General features: G+C 63.0%; 17 protein-coding genes and 1 tRNA gene. 8 read left to right on the top strand and 10 right to left on the bottom strand.

Annotation, left to right across the window (positions count from 1 at the left end; translation table 11 throughout):
* Positions 1-111 precede the first annotated feature (111 nt).
* Positions 112-558: an Lrp/AsnC family transcriptional regulator gene (locus IE101_RS05030; protein WP_189632673.1), complete on the top strand. Its 447-nt coding sequence runs from the start codon at positions 112-114 to the stop codon at positions 556-558.
* Positions 559-768: 210 nt separating this feature from the next.
* The gene (locus tag IE101_RS05025) at positions 769-2,652 is read left to right on the top strand and encodes a TniQ family protein (RefSeq protein ID WP_229804014.1); all 1,884 of its coding nucleotides are present in this window, start codon (positions 769-771) and stop codon (positions 2,650-2,652) included.
* Positions 2,653-2,856: 204 nt separating this feature from the next.
* Here IE101_RS05025 and IE101_RS05020 read toward each other — a convergent pair.
* Positions 2,857-2,932, bottom strand: a tRNA-Ile gene (locus IE101_RS05020).
* 163 nt (positions 2,933-3,095) lie between these two features.
* On the opposite strand from IE101_RS05020, the gene purM reads away from it, so the two are divergent.
* Both purM and purN read left to right on the top strand, forming a co-directional pair.
* Positions 3,096-4,142, top strand: a complete 1,047-nt coding sequence (gene purM / locus IE101_RS05015; protein WP_189632671.1) for a phosphoribosylformylglycinamidine cyclo-ligase — start codon at positions 3,096-3,098, stop codon at positions 4,140-4,142.
* Complete coding sequence (gene purN, locus IE101_RS05010; protein ID WP_189632670.1) at positions 4,139-4,729, top strand: phosphoribosylglycinamide formyltransferase; 591 nt, start codon at positions 4,139-4,141, stop codon at positions 4,727-4,729. Before purM ends, purN begins: the two co-directional genes overlap by 4 nt.
* A 75-nt stretch (positions 4,730-4,804) precedes the next feature.
* Here purN and IE101_RS05005 read toward each other — a convergent pair whose 3' ends face one another.
* The gene (locus IE101_RS05005) at positions 4,805-5,170 is read right to left on the bottom strand and encodes a YbaN family protein (RefSeq protein ID WP_189632669.1); all 366 of its coding nucleotides are present in this window, start codon (positions 5,168-5,170) and stop codon (positions 4,805-4,807) included.
* Between the two features lie 143 nt (positions 5,171-5,313).
* A complete protein-coding gene (locus IE101_RS05000) occupies positions 5,314-5,712 on the bottom strand; it encodes a winged helix-turn-helix transcriptional regulator (RefSeq protein WP_189632668.1) in 399 nt (132 codons plus the stop codon).
* 99 nt (positions 5,713-5,811) lie between these two features.
* On the opposite strand from IE101_RS05000, the gene IE101_RS04995 reads away from it, so the two are divergent.
* The 3 genes from IE101_RS04995 to IE101_RS04985 all read left to right on the top strand — a co-directional run bounded on the left by IE101_RS04995 (position 5,812) and on the right by IE101_RS04985 (position 8,684).
* Positions 5,812-6,921 (top strand): NADH:flavin oxidoreductase, encoded by a 1,110-nt coding sequence (locus IE101_RS04995; RefSeq protein WP_189632667.1) that lies wholly within the window; start codon positions 5,812-5,814, stop codon positions 6,919-6,921.
* Positions 6,922-7,041: 120 nt separating this feature from the next.
* Entirely contained in the window at positions 7,042-8,205 is a 1,164-nt protein-coding gene (rnd, locus tag IE101_RS04990) for a ribonuclease D (RefSeq protein WP_189632666.1), read from the top strand.
* The gene (locus tag IE101_RS04985) at positions 8,205-8,684 is read left to right on the top strand and encodes a gluconokinase (protein ID WP_189632665.1); all 480 of its coding nucleotides are present in this window, start codon (positions 8,205-8,207) and stop codon (positions 8,682-8,684) included. Before rnd ends, IE101_RS04985 begins: the two co-directional genes overlap by 1 nt.
* Here IE101_RS04985 and IE101_RS04980 read toward each other — a convergent pair whose 3' ends face one another.
* The gene (locus IE101_RS04980; protein WP_189632664.1) at positions 8,685-9,134 is read right to left on the bottom strand and encodes a hypothetical protein; all 450 of its coding nucleotides are present in this window, start codon (positions 9,132-9,134) and stop codon (positions 8,685-8,687) included.
* Between the two features lie 135 nt (positions 9,135-9,269).
* Here IE101_RS04980 and IE101_RS04975 point away from each other — a divergent pair, with 135 nt between their 5' ends.
* A complete protein-coding gene (locus IE101_RS04975; protein ID WP_189632663.1) occupies positions 9,270-9,689 on the top strand; it encodes a SufE family protein in 420 nt (139 codons plus the stop codon).
* A 3-nt stretch (positions 9,690-9,692) separates the two neighbouring features.
* Here IE101_RS04975 and IE101_RS04970 read toward each other — a convergent pair whose 3' ends face one another.
* The 6 genes from IE101_RS04970 to IE101_RS04945 all read right to left on the bottom strand — a co-directional run bounded on the left by IE101_RS04970 (position 9,693) and on the right by IE101_RS04945 (position 15,016).
* The gene (locus IE101_RS04970) at positions 9,693-11,018 is read right to left on the bottom strand and encodes a DUF8689 domain-containing protein (RefSeq protein WP_189632662.1); all 1,326 of its coding nucleotides are present in this window, start codon (positions 11,016-11,018) and stop codon (positions 9,693-9,695) included.
* A gap of 75 nt (positions 11,019-11,093) precedes the next feature.
* The gene (locus IE101_RS04965; protein ID WP_189632661.1) at positions 11,094-11,582 is read right to left on the bottom strand and encodes a prepilin peptidase; all 489 of its coding nucleotides are present in this window, start codon (positions 11,580-11,582) and stop codon (positions 11,094-11,096) included.
* A 9-nt stretch (positions 11,583-11,591) separates the two neighbouring features.
* Positions 11,592-12,440 carry a tetratricopeptide repeat protein gene (locus IE101_RS04960; protein WP_189632660.1) on the bottom strand — a complete coding sequence of 283 codons (849 nt, stop codon included), beginning with the start codon at positions 12,438-12,440 and terminating at the stop codon, positions 11,592-11,594.
* Between the two features lie 39 nt (positions 12,441-12,479).
* Entirely contained in the window at positions 12,480-13,055 is a 576-nt protein-coding gene (locus IE101_RS04955; RefSeq protein ID WP_189632659.1) for a tetratricopeptide repeat protein, read from the bottom strand.
* Between the two features lie 13 nt (positions 13,056-13,068).
* Entirely contained in the window at positions 13,069-14,040 is a 972-nt protein-coding gene (locus tag IE101_RS04950; RefSeq protein ID WP_189632658.1) for a type II secretion system F family protein, read from the bottom strand.
* Positions 14,041-14,047: 7 nt separating this feature from the next.
* Positions 14,048-15,016: a type II secretion system F family protein gene (locus IE101_RS04945; protein WP_189632657.1), complete on the bottom strand. Its 969-nt coding sequence runs from the start codon at positions 15,014-15,016 to the stop codon at positions 14,048-14,050.
* Between the last annotated feature and the right edge of the window lie 2 nt (positions 15,017-15,018).

Raw genomic sequence — 15,018 nt, 5'->3', positions numbered from 1 at the left:
TGTCATGAAGTGTGCTCTTACATTGCCTGCGCGCAATAATAGTGTGAAGAGGTCGCAAAATGTGATCTAATATTATATTACTGAACATGATTGCACAACGATTGACGTCTCATGGATGCTATAGACCAGAAAATATTGCGCGAACTACGACGTGATGGGCGGATAAGCAACGTCGCTCTGGCTGAACGTGTTAGCCTGTCTCCCTCGGCCTGCTTAAGACGCGTTCAGGAACTGGAGCGAACCGGTGTGATCCGCGGCTACAGGGTCGTGACCAATCCCGAGCGCATGGGGCGCGGATTCACCGCCTATGTCATGGTCGGACTGTCCTCTCATACCAAGGCAGCACAGGAAGGCTTCGAGCGCGCTATGGCAGTCGCGCCAGAAGTCGTCGAATGCCACAACATAGCAGGGGCGTTCGAGTATCTCCTCCGCGTAGAGAGTGCCGATCTCTCGGAATACAAGCGCTTCCACACGGAGGTCTTGGGCACTCAATCCCATGTCAATGCAATCACGTCCTATATCGTGATGGGTTCATCCAAAGACGAGCGCGCGACTTAAAACGAACAAGCGACAGGGCCTTGGTCGTGGGCCCGTATGCGTGCGTGGACGAACGTCTTGGGGGCGCGTGAACTAGACCGTCGCCGCACCGGGTTCGACCGGCAGCTTTGGGCCGAGCGCGTCTCCGGCCCTCCCGACAAGCGCTCTTGCGATCTGGACAGTGTTCCTTGCGCGGTACATTCCTTGTGTTGACCGTTGGCCCAACCATCGATGCAGAAAGGAAGCTTCAGTCCTTTGACCCCACGGTTCCCGCTCCGACCAGATCCCGTTCCGCGCGAGACGGTACCATCTTTTCTGTCGCGGTTTGCGGCGATGCGCCGGACCCCGGTGGTGGAGTTCGCGCAGAACATGGGGTTTTCGTTTCGGCGTCTTCTGGACGGCGACCCGGAAGCTCTGGACAGTCTTGCCCATTGGGCCGGTTTGACCTCAGCAGGGATCGGGGCGCTGCAATCCTGGTCGGGAGAGCCCATCGGTGATGCCAGGATGCGCCTTCGGGACGAGGTCTTCATTTCGCGTGCCCTGCGCAATCCGACTCTTCGGGGCTGCCCGACTTGTCTTCGCGAGGATGCTTCGGCGCATTCCGGAGTTTCCGTGGAAGCCATGGCAATGCGGGGCGACTGGCAGTTGCGTGAGGTGACGCTTTGCCTGAAGCACCGGCATCTTCTTGTGCCACTCTGGACCGCGGACAATCGATACGCACGATACGACTTTGCGGCTCGTTTCAAGGAAATCGAGGCAGCTCTTCTGGCGGGAACCATGGATCGCCCCGCTTGCGATCCCACAGAATATGACCTGTGGCTGGATCGTCGGCTGGAGGACGGGGAAGATCACACGTGGTTGGCCAATCACGGGCTTTATCCGGCAACAGCCTTTTGCCGCTTGCTCGGGATGGAACTTCTGCGCCTTCAGGCTGATCCGGGGCAGGGCGACATTCACAGGCTACGGGCAGCGCAGCAGGCAGGGTTTGCCGTTGCCCGCCAGGGCGAAGCGGCGATTTCTGCGGCGTTCATGGCTTTGGTCGAGGCTTCGGGAGGAAAGCGCGAAGAGCCGAAAGCGGTCTTCGGGCAACTGCACACAAAACTTCGGACCGATTACGTCCATGATCCTGCCTTCGATCCTTTCCGGCAACTCTTGCGCGACTGCATTCTGTCGGTCTGGCCAGTGGCTGCGGGCGAGACCGTTTTGGGGGAGGTGCAACCCGAACGCCGACTGCATTCTCTATACAGCGCCGCAAAAGAAGTCGGCGTCACCGAGGAACTGCTGGAACCCTTCCTGATCGAGGCTGGGGCTTTGACCGCCGGCGATCCCCGGTTTTCCAATCGTCGGGTTTTCAGTGCCAAAGACCACGCCGCTTTGCTGGCGGAGATCCCCACCTTGGTCAGCTTGAAGACCCTGCAGCGAGAGATCGGTGTGAGCCGAACAGAACTGGCAAGGCTTGTGTCCGAGGGGCTTCTGACGCCGCGTATGCAGAACGTGGCGGTCCATCTGCGCTGGAGCCTGACCCAAGCGATGGACCTCTTGGGCGATCTGATGGCGAGGGCCCAGCAGATTTCGACAGCGGATGCGGGCTGGGAACCTCTCTTGGCTGCAAGCCGTCGGTGCCGCCGACCGATCGCCGCGCTTTTGGACGCGGTTCAGAACGGGAAGCTTGTGATCGGTGCCGTTGGTGATGGATTCTCGGACCTGCGCCTTCGCACTACACAGCTGGATCTGCTGGTCCGCCCGTCAGACGGTCCAGACATGGAAACGCCGATGACCGCGACCGCCTTCGGCATTTCTGTCGGCATCAAGGACAAGGGTCGCTTCCGCGCGTTGATCGACGCCGGGCAGACCTGCGCTACCGTTATGCGAAATCCCAAAACCGGGATCGAAAACACCGTCATGACGGCGGCAGATATTGCGGATTTTCATCGGCGGTTCGTGACCATGCGCACACTCTCGGCCGAAACAGGGCGACCGATTCCGGAACTTCGGGCGGACCTGAAACGGGCAGGGGTGGCTGTATTCGCGCCGGAAGGGCAGGATTTCGGCCGCCTGTTCCTGCGGGAAGAGGTCGAGGCCGCCTTGGGGCCTGCAAAACCGCGGAAGATGTGAAACCCGTCGTGCAAGGTCCAAATGGCCGTGCCGTGCGGCTGCGTCTGGTTCAGCGTCTCTGAAATGCCAAATTAATCAAAGTGATACGCGATTATCCACAGGGTTCGTTCAGGCTGTCACAGAAACCCTCTTGACTCGGGTGAGCACAAAAAAACGGCCAGATCGAGCACGCTTATGGTATTTCAACATATCAATGGGATACGTTGGTAGGGCCGGAGGGACTCGAACCCCCAACCAAGGCGTTATGAGCGCCCGGCTCTAACCATTGAGCTACAGCCCCCTGCGCTTTGGGTAAGCATTCCGTCCCGCAGGGTCAAGGGATCATCGCCGCCCCCCGGAATCCCTGCCCCGAAAGGGGGATCAGGGCCGCCGCGCACGTTGCGCCTGCGGCGTTTATCGTCTATGCGGACGCCAATTCCGCCATATCTCCGAGGGGCCTTCTCATGAACACGCCGAAGAACGGACTGACCTATGCCGATGCGGGCGTGGACATCGATGCAGGCAACGCCCTGGTCGAGCGGATCAAGCCCGCGGCCAAGCGCACCAACCGCGCGGGCACCATGTCGGGCTTGGGCGGCTTCGGCGCGCTTTTTGATCTCAAGGCCGCGGGTTACAAGGACCCGATCCTCGTGGGGGCCACCGATGGCGTCGGCACCAAGCTGCGCATCGCGATCGATACCGGCAATGTCGATACGATCGGCATCGACCTTGTCGCCATGTGCGTGAACGATCTGGTTTGTCAGGGCGCCGAACCGCTGTTCTTCCTAGACTATTTCGCCACCGGCAAGCTTGAGGTCGATCAGGCCACCCGCATCATCAACGGCATCGCCGAAGGCTGCGTGCAATCCGGCTGCGCCCTGATTGGTGGGGAAACCGCCGAAATGCCCGGCATGTACCACAAGGGCGATTTCGACCTTGCGGGCTTTGCCGTCGGCGCGATGGAACGGGGCGAAGACCTGCCCAAGGGCGTGGTCGAAGGGGATGTGCTGATCGGCCTCGGCTCGAACGGGGTGCATTCGAACGGCTACAGCTTCGTCCGCAAGGTCGTCGAACTCTCGGGCCTTGGCTGGGATGCCGCCGCCCCCTTCGCCGAAGGCAGCCTCGGCGCAGCCCTGCTGGCCCCGACCCGTCTCTATGTCAAACAGGCGCTCAAGGCCGTGCGCGCAGGCGGGGTGCATGCCCTGGCCCATATCACCGGCGGCGGCCTTACCGAAAACCCGCCCCGCGTCGTGCCCGAAGGGCTGGCCTGCGAAATCGACCTCAGCGCCTGGGAACTGCCGCCGGTCTTCCGCTGGCTGGCGGAAACTGCGGGCATGACGGAACCTGAACTCCTCAAGACCTTCAACTGCGGCATCGGCATGATCCTCTCGGTCGCGGCCGACAGTGCAGATGAGATCGAGGCGCTGCTGCGTGCCGAAGGCGAAACCGTCATCCGCCTCGGCCGCGTCGTCCCCGGCGAAGGCGTGATCTACAAAGGCAAGCTTCTGTGAAACGCGTTGCCATCCTGATTTCCGGGGGTGGCTCCAATATGGTCGCTCTGGTCAATTCCATGACCGGCGACCATCCGGGGCGCCCGGTGCTGGTCGCCTCGAATGACCCGGCAGCCGGCGGCCTTGCCAAAGCCGCCGCCGCAGGCATCGCGACCGCCGCCGTCGATCACCGCACCTTCGGCAAGGACCGCGCCGCTTTCGAAGGCGCCCTCCTTCACCATATCGAAGCCGCAAACCCCGACGTCCTTTGCCTCGCGGGCTTCATGCGCGTCCTGACCCCGGCCTTCGTCGCCCGGTTCGAAGGGCGGATGCTCAACATCCACCCCTCGCTCCTGCCGAAATACCCGGGCCTCCACACCCATCAGCGCGCGCTTGATGCGGGCGATGCCGAGGCCGGCTGCACTGTCCACGAAGTGACCGCCGTCCTCGATGATGGCCCGATCCTCGGCCAGGCGCGCGTGCCCGTTTTGCCCGGCGATACCGCCGACAGCCTCGCGGCCCGCGTCCTCGTGCAGGAACACCGCCTCTATCCGGCGGCGCTGCGGAATTACCTCAGCGGCAATCGGACCCCGATCGCGCTGCCCTGATCCCATTTTCTGTCTGGAAATATCCTCGGGGGTGAATGCGCCGTAGGCGCAGAGGGGGCAGACAGCCCCCTTTGCTTATTCCACCACCGGCGGATCGGGCCGGGTCAGGATCCAGCTGCCCATCCCCACCAGCACCACGCCCTGGGCAAGCAACGCGGGCCAGGGCAGGGCGAGCAGGAGGCTTAACCCGAACGCCGCCCCCATCGCCAGAACCGAGGCCCGCTTCGCCACCTTGGGAATCGCCCCATGCCGCCGCCAGTCGCGGATGGCCGGGCCAAAGACCCGGTGATGCCACAGCCAGTCATGCAGCCGCGGTGAAGATCGCGCAAAGCAGGCCGCCGCCAGAATCATGAAGGGTGTCGTCGGCAAAAACGGCAGCACCACCCCCACCACCCCCAGCCCGACCGAAACGACGCCCGCGGCAAACCAAACGGGCCGCATCAGTGCCTCCCCCTCTGCTGGGGCGATCTGGCGCAGGTCGATTGGGGGCAGGGCGAGGGTTGGCTGAAACTACGGGGCATGATGATCCGAAACGACCGTAAGAAGGGAAAGCTAGCGCGCGGGCCCCGCGGGGCAAACCCTGTCTATCCCGCGCCGCGACCGTCAAAGGCCTGCCGTGCGTTTTCGACCTCGGGCATATTCTCCTTGGTCCAGATATAGAGGCTGTGCAGCGGCGGCAGCAGGGTCCGGCCCAGATCGCTCATGGCATATTCCACCGCGACGGGCGAGGTGGCCAGCACCCGCCGCTCCACCAGCCCGTTGCGCTCCAGCCGCCGCAGGGTCTGCGTCAGGGATTTCTGCGAGACCCCCTCCAGCATCCGTTTGATCGCGTTGAAGCGCTGTGGCCCGTCCCGCAGCACCGTCAGGATCATCATCGACCATTTGTCGACGATCTGGTCGAACAACTCGCGCGAGGGGCAGCCTTCCGCGAACCGCGCGGCGCAGGCGGGGGACCAGATCGGGGCGGGGGCGTTGTCTTTCATGCGGTTACCTTCGGGTGACCTGGTGACGTAAAGGTGCCTTCTTGATACCAGGTATCAAACGTATACCTATGTGGCCACGGTTTGAACAGGAGCAAGATGATGACTGCGACCGATGTGCTGTTTCGCCCCTTCGCGCTGAAAGGGCTGAACCTCGCCAACCGGATTGTCATGGCGCCGATGACGCGGGGCATGGCAGAGGGCGGGGTTCCCGGGGCGAAACAGGCCGAATACTACCGCCGTCGCGCCGAAGGGGGCGTGGGGCTGATCCTTTCCGAAGGCACCGTGGTGGACCGCCCGGCTTCGCGCAATCTGCCGGGGATTCCTTTCTTCCACGGCGAAGCCGCGTTGGACGGCTGGAAGGGCGTGATCGATGCCGTCCATAGCGCGGGTGGCAAGATGGGCCCGCAGATCTGGCACACCGGCAGCACCCGCGCCGGAGACTGGGAGCCGGACACCCAGGTTGAAAGCCCCTCGGGCCTTGTCGGCCCCGGCGATCCGCGCGGGACAGCGATGACCGAAGAGGATATCGCCGATACCATCGCGGCCTTCGCCCGCGCGGCCGCCGATGCCAAACGGCTCGGCTTTGACGTGGTCGAGGTGCATGGCGCCCATGGCTATCTGATCGACCAGTTTTTCTGGGGCGGCACCAACCTGCGGCAAGATCGCTGGGGCGGCGCTTCGATCCGTGATCGGTCGCGCTTTGCCGCCGAGATCATCAAGGCCACCCGCGCTGCGATCGGCCCGGACTTCCCGCTGATCCTGCGCGTGAGCCAGTGGAAACAGCAGGATTACAAAGTCCGCCTGACACAATCGCCCGAGGAAATGGCCGAATGGCTGGTGCCGCTGGTCGAGGCGGGGGTGGATATCCTCCACGCGTCGCAACGCCGTTTCTGGGAAGCCGAGTTCCCCGAAATCGACGGGGCCGAGGGGCTGAACTTTGCCGGTTGGGCCAAGAAGCTGACCGGGGCACCCACCATCAGCGTGGGGTCCGTGGGCCTTGATGGGGAATTTTTCGGCGCCTTCCGCGGGGCGGGATCGGCGGTTTCGCCGCTGGACCGGCTGGTCGCGCGGATGGAGCGGGAGGAGTTTGACCTGATCGCTGTGGGCCGGGCGCTGATCTCTGACCCTGCCTGGGTGCGCCATGTGCGCGAGGGCGCCGAAGACCGCCTGCGCGGCTTTGACGCCAAGGATCTGGCCGAACTGGCCTGATTTTGCAGCACCGGGCGGCCCTTGGCGGCCCGGTGCGGCGGAAAAGGGTTCACATGGCGCCCCGCGCCGCCTATAGCGGAGGGGCGGGACGCCCCCGTGAGCCCTTTCGAAAGACGCCCGATGCGGACCATCACCACGACCGAGGATCTTGCCGCCTTCTGCGAAGCCGCAAAATCCGAGCCTTATGTTACCATTGATACCGAATTTCTGCGTGAACGGACCTATTGGTCGAAACTTTGCCTGATCCAGATGGCCCTGCCGGGCAAGACGGGCGAAGCGGTGCTGGTGGACCCGATCGAGGGGGGGGACGCACTCTCGCTTGAACCGCTCTATGACCTGTTCCGCCATGAGGCGACGGTCAAGGTGTTCCATGCCGCGCGGCAGGATCTTGAGATTTTCTTTGTCGAAGGCGGGGTTTTCCCGGTGCCGCTGTTCGACACCCAGGTCGCGGCCATGGTCTGCGGCTATGGTGAACAGGTCGGCTATGAAACGCTGGTCAAGAAGATCGCCAAGGAAAGCCTCGACAAGACTTCGCGCTTTACCGATTGGTCGCGCCGTCCGCTCAGCACGGCGCAGAAGGAATATGCGCTGGCCGATGTGACGCATCTGCGCGTGGTCTATGAAAGCCTCGCCAAACAGATCGAGAAATCGAAGCGCGAACATTGGGTTGGCGAAGAGCTGTCGATGCTCACCGACCCCGAGACCTATACCATCCGCCCCGAAGAGGCCTGGCAGCGCGTCAAGACGCGCACGACATCGGGCCGGTTCCTGGCGGTGGTGAAGGCGCTGGCGCAATTCCGCGAGGATTACGCGCAGAAGAACAACGTCCCGCGGTCGCGCGTGATGAAGGATGATGCGCTGCTGGAAATCGCCTCGACCCGCCCGACCAACCACGAAGAGCTGGGTCGATCGCGCCTGCTGCTGCGGGAAGGCCGCAAGGGCGACATCGCTGACGGGATTCTGGCGGCGGTCAAGGCGGGGCTGGAAATGCGCCCCGAGGACATGCCCAAGCCCGACACCTCACGCGAGCAGTTGCAAGTGAACCCGGCGCTGGCCGATCTGTTGCGCGTGCTGCTCAAGGCCAAGTCCGAAACGCTGGGCGTGGCGGCCAAGCTGGTGGCCTCGGCCTCGGATCTCGATGCCATTGCGGCGGGGGAACGTGACATGCCCGCGCTGAAGGGCTGGCGGCTTGAGGCCTTTGGCGAAGACGCGCTGCGCCTGTGCAAAGGCGAAATCGCGCTCACCGCACGCGGCAATGACGTGCGCGTGGTCAAGATCGTCTGATGTGGCGCGTCGTGGTCATGGGCGTCTCGGGGTGCGGCAAAAGCACCTTCGGGGCGGCCTTGGCCCAGGCCGCAGGGGCGGTGTTTCTGGATGCCGATGATCTGCACCCGCCGGAAAACATCGCGCGCATGGCGCAGGGCGCCCCGCTGACCGACGCCGACCGCTGGCCTTGGCTGGCTCTCTGCGCCACGGCCATGGCGCGCGAATCGCGGGTGGTGCTGGCCTGTTCGGCGCTGCGCCGGTCTTATCGCGATCATCTGCGGGCAGGGGTGCCGGACCTGCGCTTTGTGCATATGGCGGCCGATCAGTCCACGGTTGCAGAACGTCTTGCGCAACGTCGCGGCCATTTCATGCCGCCCGCGCTGCTCGACAGCCAATTTGCCACGCTTGAAGCCCCGGACGCAGCGGAGGCGCTGATCCTGCCCGCCTTCGCGCCGCTTGAGCCTGCCGTCCGTCAGGCGCTGGTCGTGTTGGGGTGATCAGCGGCGGCTGGACAGGCCGTTGCTGCTGCCGCGCACGGTGATGCTACGCACGGTCGAAAGCTGAATATCCGACAGGAACACTGCCGCGGTGATCTGCCGCGACCGGGGCGTCGAAGCCGCCATCTGTTCCAGCGGCGGGAAAAGACGGAAATCATAGACCAGCTGGCCATCGGCCGATGCGTCCTCGACAGCAACCAGGTCTGCACTCCACCAGCCTTGGGTCGGGGGCAGGGCCGTGGCGCGCACGATGGCGCCGCCGGGCATGGGTTCCACCTTCAGTGTGGTGATCTGTTCGGCCAGAAGACGCGGGTCTTCGGCCTTCAGCACCACCGGGGCCGCAGCCGCCGCAGGTTCCGACGCGCTAAACCAGTTGAACGGGTTCAGCCGCGTCCCGCAGGCAGACACCAGCATCATCAGCGACAGCGCAGCAAGCAGCGGTTTCTTCATGCCTCACCCTTTCGCGCCCATTCGTCAAAGCCTGTGGCGCCTCTCTTGGCTAGCGCATGGCGGAGGGTTTGAAAAGCGCCCCTCTGGACCTTTCCGCCTGCGCGGCTTAGCTCTGACCCAAAGATGGAGAACGCCATGGCCACCGCCGCCTTTGAAGACATTGTGGAAACGTTCGAATTTCTCGACGACTGGGAAGATCGCTATCGCCATGTCATCGAGCTGGGCAAAGCTTTCCCCGATCTGGACCCCGCCTTTCAGGCGCCCGCCTTCAAGGTGGATGGCTGTGCAAGCCAGGTCTGGCTGCGCCCGTTGGTGGAAGGGCAGGGGCCTGCTGCGCGGTTCGATTTCCAGGGCACGTCGGATGCGATGATCGTGCGGGGGCTGATCGCCGTGCTGCACGCGCTTTATTCCGGGCTGACGGCAGCCGAGGTGGGCAAGGTGGATGCACCAGCCGAACTCGCCCGATTGGGGCTGAACGAACATCTGTCGTCGCAGCGGTCGAACGGGGTGCGCGCCATGGTGGAGCGCATCCGCCAGACCGCCGCGGCCGCCTGAGCCTTAGCGCGCAATCGCCTCATCGCGGACAAACATGTTGGCCCAAGCCCGGTCGATCAGGCTGGGCGACATGTGGTAGGGCTGGCCCTCGAATTCGCAGATGGCAATCATCTGATCGATTAGGAAGATCGGCTGATAATTTGCGTAATTGTTGTTGATGGTGGGGTATTTCACCTTCAGCAGATGGATGATCGCCTTTTCATCCAGCGGCATCTTCCGCTTGCGCGCCATCATGGCAAAGATCTTCAGGAAGTTTTCCTGATCGGGGCCGTCGATCTTGATCTTGAAGAAGATCCGCCGCAACGCCGCGCCGTCAAAGATTTCATTCGGGTGGAAGTTGGTCGAGAAGATGACCAGCGTGTCAAAGGGCACGGTGAACTTTTCGCCCGATTGCAGCTGCAGGATGTCGCGGCTTTCCTCCAGCGGCACGATCCACCGGTTGACGAGCTTTTGCGGCGGTTCCGCCTGACGGCCAAGGTCGTCCACGATGAAGATGCCGCCATTCGATTTCATCTGCAGCGGCGCGGTATAGGTGCGCGCGACCGGGTTGTAGGTCAGATCAAGCATGTCGAGCGTCAGTTCCCCCCCCGTGATCACCGAGGGGCGCTGGCAATAGACATAGCGTTGGTCAAAGCGGTTGGCGGTGCGGCGCAGGCTGGTCGGGTCCTCGACAATCTCGACCGCGGCGGTATGCACGATCGGGTCATAGACGGTGATGACCTGCCCTGAATATTCCACCGCGCGGGGGATATAGATCTTGTCACCCAACGCATCGCGGATACCGTTCGAGATCGAGGATTTCCCGTTCCCCGGCGGGCCATACATCAGGATCGACCGGCCCGAGCCCACCGCAGGGCCAAGGTTGTTGATCAGATCATCGGGCAGGATCAGATGGCCCATGCCCTTGAGCAGCTGGTCCCGCGTCAGCTTCATGTTGCGAACGGATTGCCGCTTGATCTGGGCCGAGTAATCCTCAAGCGGGACGGGCATCGCGCCGTAATATTCGGACTGTGCCAAGGCATCGAGCGCGCGCGCCTTGCCCGCATCGGTCAGCTGATAGCCCATCTCATTGCCAGAGGTGGCATGCAGCGTGCCCGTGGCCTCCAGCAGGCGCTGGCTGCGGCAGGTATCGACAAGCTCTTGCGTGGCGGTGACAGGCAGGCAGATGATCCGGCTGATGTCCGACACCAGATCAAGGTTCATGCGGAACATGGTCTTGAGCAGGATATCCCGCATCATCACCATGGACAGACCGGTGTCCGCCAGCGAACGGGGCGCAACCGGCGCAATGACAGTGGGGCCCGGCTGCGGGGCGGCCTGCATGTTCATGGACTTCAACCTCGTCGGCAGTGCAGCGCAGGGGCGATGGTTGCCCCCGCGCGATTCAACCGAGAGTTAGCCCGATCAATTGGCCAGAAATGGGGCGAGAAGGTAGAAAATCAGCGTCCCCGAAAGGGCAAGACCCATGGGAAAATCCTTGCGCGTCCAGCTTTCCCAATCGCTCGCGGCGCGGCGCACGGCGGGGATCATCCGGGCCAGCCGATGCGTGGCAAAGGCGCCCAGAAGGCAGGCACAGAACAGCGCCAGCACCAGCACCGGGTTCGCGGTGGTGAAGACGGGTGCCATGGCCGCGGCGAATTTCGCATCCCCCGCCCCAACCAGCCCCAGCGCGCTGCTGACGAAACCGATGGCCAGCACGATCCCCAACAGCGCCCAGCCCCAGCCATATTGCGCCAGCGGGAAGGCGAAAAAGCCCACCACCGTCCAGACGGCGGCCATGGTCATGACGGCCTTGTTGGGGATTTTCATGAATTTCATGTCCGACCACGCAACCCAGATTGCGATCGGCAGGCAGAAGGGCAAAAGCCACAGGGCGGCGGAACTGGAAATCATCGATTCACCTCAGCCCTGAAGGGCGGCCAGACTGCGGGCGGCAGCCTCGAAATATTGGGGGTGGGTATCAACCGCTTCCTGCAGCAGGTTGCGTCCGACGCTGACATCGCCTTGCTTCACGGCGGCAAGACCAAGGGTGTAAAGCAGCTCTGCCCGTTCGGTCTGCGTCATGTCGATGACCGGCAGGTCATATTTGCGCTGCGCGCCACGGGCCAGAATCAGGTTGTTCTTCGCCGTGAACATGCGGGGATCATTCGTCAGCGCCTCGACGAAAAGCTTTTCGGCGGCTGCATATTCCCGGCGGTTCAGCTTGGAAAAGCCCCAATTGTTCAACACGCTGGCCGGCTTGGTGGTCAGCCCGGCCGCGATTTCATAGAAGCTGTCGGCCTTTTTCCATTCCTTGCGGCTGTCTGCAATCATCGCTTCCAGCCGGTAACGGTCATAGGTTTCATGCGTCGGTGGCACCTGATTGAGCTGCGCCGCCGCCTCGGCCCATTTGTTCGACCGGATCAGCGCCTCGGCATAGCCCACACGGTCATCATTGCTGCCCTGACCCGAGGCGATGAGCGCTGACCAGACCTTTGCCGCCTCTTCAGGCTTGCCTGCCCGCATCAGCGACTTCGCCAGACCGCGTTTCAGATCGGGGCGGTCGGGGTTCTGCTGCAGCGTGCGGGTGAAATAGGCGACCGCCTCATTCGGGTCACCCACGGTCAGCATGATCTCGCTCAGGTTGCTTTCATCAATGACATTCACGTCCTTGATGGCGCGCTGCACTTCGGCGTCGCTTGCGCCGCCGCCGCAACCGGCAAGCAGGGCTGTCGCCGCAAGGCACAGCCCGGAAAACAGATGATGGCGCATGGCGCGTCCTTGATCCTGCTCGCGAGCCACAGCCCTCGATCACAGCGCCGACAGCAGAACGTATTCCCCCTGGCCACGCCGAACGAGCGAGAAGTTGTGGACTTCTTGTTCTTCTTTTGCCGTTTCAGCATAAATCGAATTCTGGGACATGGCCATTGCGCGCTTCAGATTTTCGCGAATCGCGTCAGAGTTGCCACTGTCCAATGCAAAGGCCTGCTGGAAGACGATCTTCGCCTCGGGCGCCTTGCCCTGTTCCATCAGCACGCAGCCCAGATTGTTCAGCGCGGGCACGAAGGTCGGGTCCCGTTCCAAGGCGCGGCGCAGCGCCTGTTCCGCCTGACCCAGCCGCCCCAGCGCCAGATTGGCGCTGCCCACCGCCGAAAGCACATCGGCATCGACCCCCTGTTCCGCCGCGGCCCGGTAATAGGCGCGGAGCGCCAGTTCAGGCTCGCCCGCGGCCATCAGGCGGTGGCCGACGATCAGCCCGTCCACCCCTTCGCCACGCGCATTCGCGGGGGGCGGCGCATTTTCGGCAGGCCGCAAAGTGCCAGCGCCGCCCATCATCTGACAGGCGGCGAGCGGGATCACGCAAAGCGCAAGAAGGGCTTGTCTCATACTCGTCCGGGTCTCAACCCCCGCCGAGCTGTGTGGCGATGCCGTAGATCGAGGGTCCGATCAGGATCAGCATCAGGGGCGGCAGGGTGAACATCATTGTGCCGAGTGTCAGCTTCGTCGGCAAGACGTTCGCCTTCTCTTCGGCGCGCATGACGCGTTTGTCGCGCATCTCGGCAGAATAGACACGCAGCGCTTCCGAGATCGAGGTGCCGAAGGTGGCCGATTGCACCAGCGTCGTCACGAAGGACGACACGTCTGCCACGCCGACACGTTCGGACATGTCTTTAAGCACCTGCACCCGTTCCTTGCCCGCCTTCACCTCTTGCGCGACCATCTCGAATTCCTCGGCCAGGGCCGGGTAGCCCGCCCGCATTTCCTGCGCCACGCGGTTGATGGACTGGTCCAGCGACTGACCCGCCTCGACACAGACGAGCATGAGGTCGAGCGCATCGGCGAACCCGGCAAGGATTTCGGCCTGCCGGGTCTGAAGCCGCCGCTGCACCCAGTATTGCGGCATGTAATACCCCGCCGCTGCGGGCAGGATGGTGTAAAGGATCATCGTCTGCGTGGGCAGATCGCCGCGCTGCGATTTCAGCAGCATCGTATACAACAGCCCCAGTGCCAGCGCGCCGAGGCCCAGCGTCAGCTTGGCGAAGTAATAGGTCCGCACCGCGTTCTTCGACCGGTAGCCCGCCCGCAGCATGGTCAGCCGCGCGGCCGACATTTCCTGCTGGTCCTGCGGTTCCAGATAGGCCGCGTATTTCTCCAGCTTGTCGGCCGCGCTGCGCGTGCGCAGCTGCGCGTCACCGGCGGCGATGCCCATGGCGGTGCGCTGTTGTTTCAGCTTGTCCAGCGGATCGGTGCGTTTTTGCAGGATGGTCGGCAGCGCCACCGCCACCAGCACCACCGCCAGCCCCAACAAGACCATGACCGGGCCCAGCGGGCCAAGCTTTTCGGTCAGCAGTGCATTGATGTTTGTCAGCATGGCACCCTCAGACCTTGATGTTGACCATGATCTTCATGAAGATCACGTTAATCGTAAGCATCACGCCGACCACCAGCGCCGCAGGCACGAACATCGCGGATTTCTGGACCTCGTCGAAATAGTCGGGCTTGAGCATCAGGATCATCAGCAGCGCCAGCACCGGGAAGGCCGAAAGGAACATGCCCGACCATTTCGCCTCGGCCGTAATGGCGCGGACGCGGCGGAACAGCTTGAAGCGCGACCGGATCACCTGCGCCAATCCTTCAAGGATCTCGGCCAGGTTACCCCCCGATTGCTGCTGGATCGACACGGCGACGGCCAGGAAGCGCAAATCCTGATTGTCCATCCGTTCGGCAAAGGCCTTCAGGCTTTCTGCCACGTCACGGCCATAGGCAGCCTCGTCCGAGATCATGCCGAATTCGGTGCCCAGCGGGTCGGCCACCTCTTTGGCGACGATGCCAAGCGCGGCGGAAAACGGATGGCCCACCCGCAGGCTGCGCACCATCAGTTCAACCGCATCGGGCAGCTGTTCCTGCAGCAGCAGAACGCGCTTCTTGGCCTTGTTGTTCACCCAGATATAGATGCCGCCCACGCCCATGGCGATGGCCAGAATCACCCGCACCGGCGTATCGGCGGGGGTGCCGAAGGTGAGGCCGACATAGGCCATGCCCGACAGCGCGATCATCAGCGCGATCAGATGCACGGGCGAAAACGCGATATTCGCCTTCTGCGCCTTGTCGGCCAGAATCGAATAGAGCGGGATCGACTTGGCCGTCATGTGCTGCGTCATCTCCTTGCGGAGCTGGGCTAGCACTTCCTCACGGTTGTTGTTCTTCTCCAGCAGCGCCAGACGCCGCGAGATCCGGTTGTTCAGGCTGATCGACTTGCCGAAGATCGTGCGATAAAGCCCCTCGACCACCAGAAGCACGGCGACGAAGATCAACACATAGACGAAAATGGCCGGATTGATGGTCATGT

Origin of the sequence: Gemmobacter lanyuensis, assembly GCF_014652355.1 — a bacterium.
GTDB lineage: Bacteria > Pseudomonadota > Alphaproteobacteria > Rhodobacterales > Rhodobacteraceae > Gemmobacter > Gemmobacter lanyuensis.
The sequence above is the reverse complement of the archived record's forward strand: the minus strand, read 5'-3'. Positions and strand labels throughout refer to the sequence as shown.

Excerpts from the sequence above, each read along its gene's own strand:
- IE101_RS04955 (WP_189632659.1), bottom strand. The coding sequence starts at position 13,055 with ATGAGACAAGCCCTTCTTGCGCTTTGCGTGATCCCGCTCGCCGCCTGT.
- IE101_RS04970 (WP_189632662.1), bottom strand. The coding sequence starts at position 11,018 with ATGAACATGCAGGCCGCCCCGCAGCCGGGCCCCACTGTCATTGCGCCG.
- IE101_RS04975 (WP_189632663.1), top strand. The coding sequence starts at position 9,270 with ATGGCCACCGCCGCCTTTGAAGACATTGTGGAAACGTTCGAATTTCTC.
- IE101_RS04965 (WP_189632661.1), bottom strand. The coding sequence starts at position 11,582 with ATGATTTCCAGTTCCGCCGCCCTGTGGCTTTTGCCCTTCTGCCTGCCG.
- IE101_RS04995 (WP_189632667.1), top strand. The coding sequence starts at position 5,812 with ATGACTGCGACCGATGTGCTGTTTCGCCCCTTCGCGCTGAAAGGGCTG.
- IE101_RS04960 (WP_189632660.1), bottom strand. The coding sequence starts at position 12,440 with ATGCGCCATCATCTGTTTTCCGGGCTGTGCCTTGCGGCGACAGCCCTG.
- IE101_RS04985 (WP_189632665.1), top strand. The coding sequence starts at position 8,205 with ATGTGGCGCGTCGTGGTCATGGGCGTCTCGGGGTGCGGCAAAAGCACC.
- IE101_RS05030 (WP_189632673.1), top strand. The coding sequence starts at position 112 with ATGGATGCTATAGACCAGAAAATATTGCGCGAACTACGACGTGATGGG.
- IE101_RS05000 (WP_189632668.1), bottom strand. The coding sequence starts at position 5,712 with ATGAAAGACAACGCCCCCGCCCCGATCTGGTCCCCCGCCTGCGCCGCG.
- IE101_RS05005 (WP_189632669.1), bottom strand. The coding sequence starts at position 5,170 with ATGCGGCCCGTTTGGTTTGCCGCGGGCGTCGTTTCGGTCGGGCTGGGG.
- IE101_RS04945 (WP_189632657.1), bottom strand. The coding sequence starts at position 15,016 with ATGACCATCAATCCGGCCATTTTCGTCTATGTGTTGATCTTCGTCGCC.
- IE101_RS04980 (WP_189632664.1), bottom strand. The coding sequence starts at position 9,134 with ATGAAGAAACCGCTGCTTGCTGCGCTGTCGCTGATGATGCTGGTGTCT.
- IE101_RS04950 (WP_189632658.1), bottom strand. The coding sequence starts at position 14,040 with ATGCTGACAAACATCAATGCACTGCTGACCGAAAAGCTTGGCCCGCTG.
- IE101_RS05025 (WP_229804014.1), top strand. The coding sequence starts at position 769 with ATGCAGAAAGGAAGCTTCAGTCCTTTGACCCCACGGTTCCCGCTCCGA.
- purM (WP_189632671.1), top strand. The coding sequence starts at position 3,096 with ATGAACACGCCGAAGAACGGACTGACCTATGCCGATGCGGGCGTGGAC.
- rnd (WP_189632666.1), top strand. The coding sequence starts at position 7,042 with ATGCGGACCATCACCACGACCGAGGATCTTGCCGCCTTCTGCGAAGCC.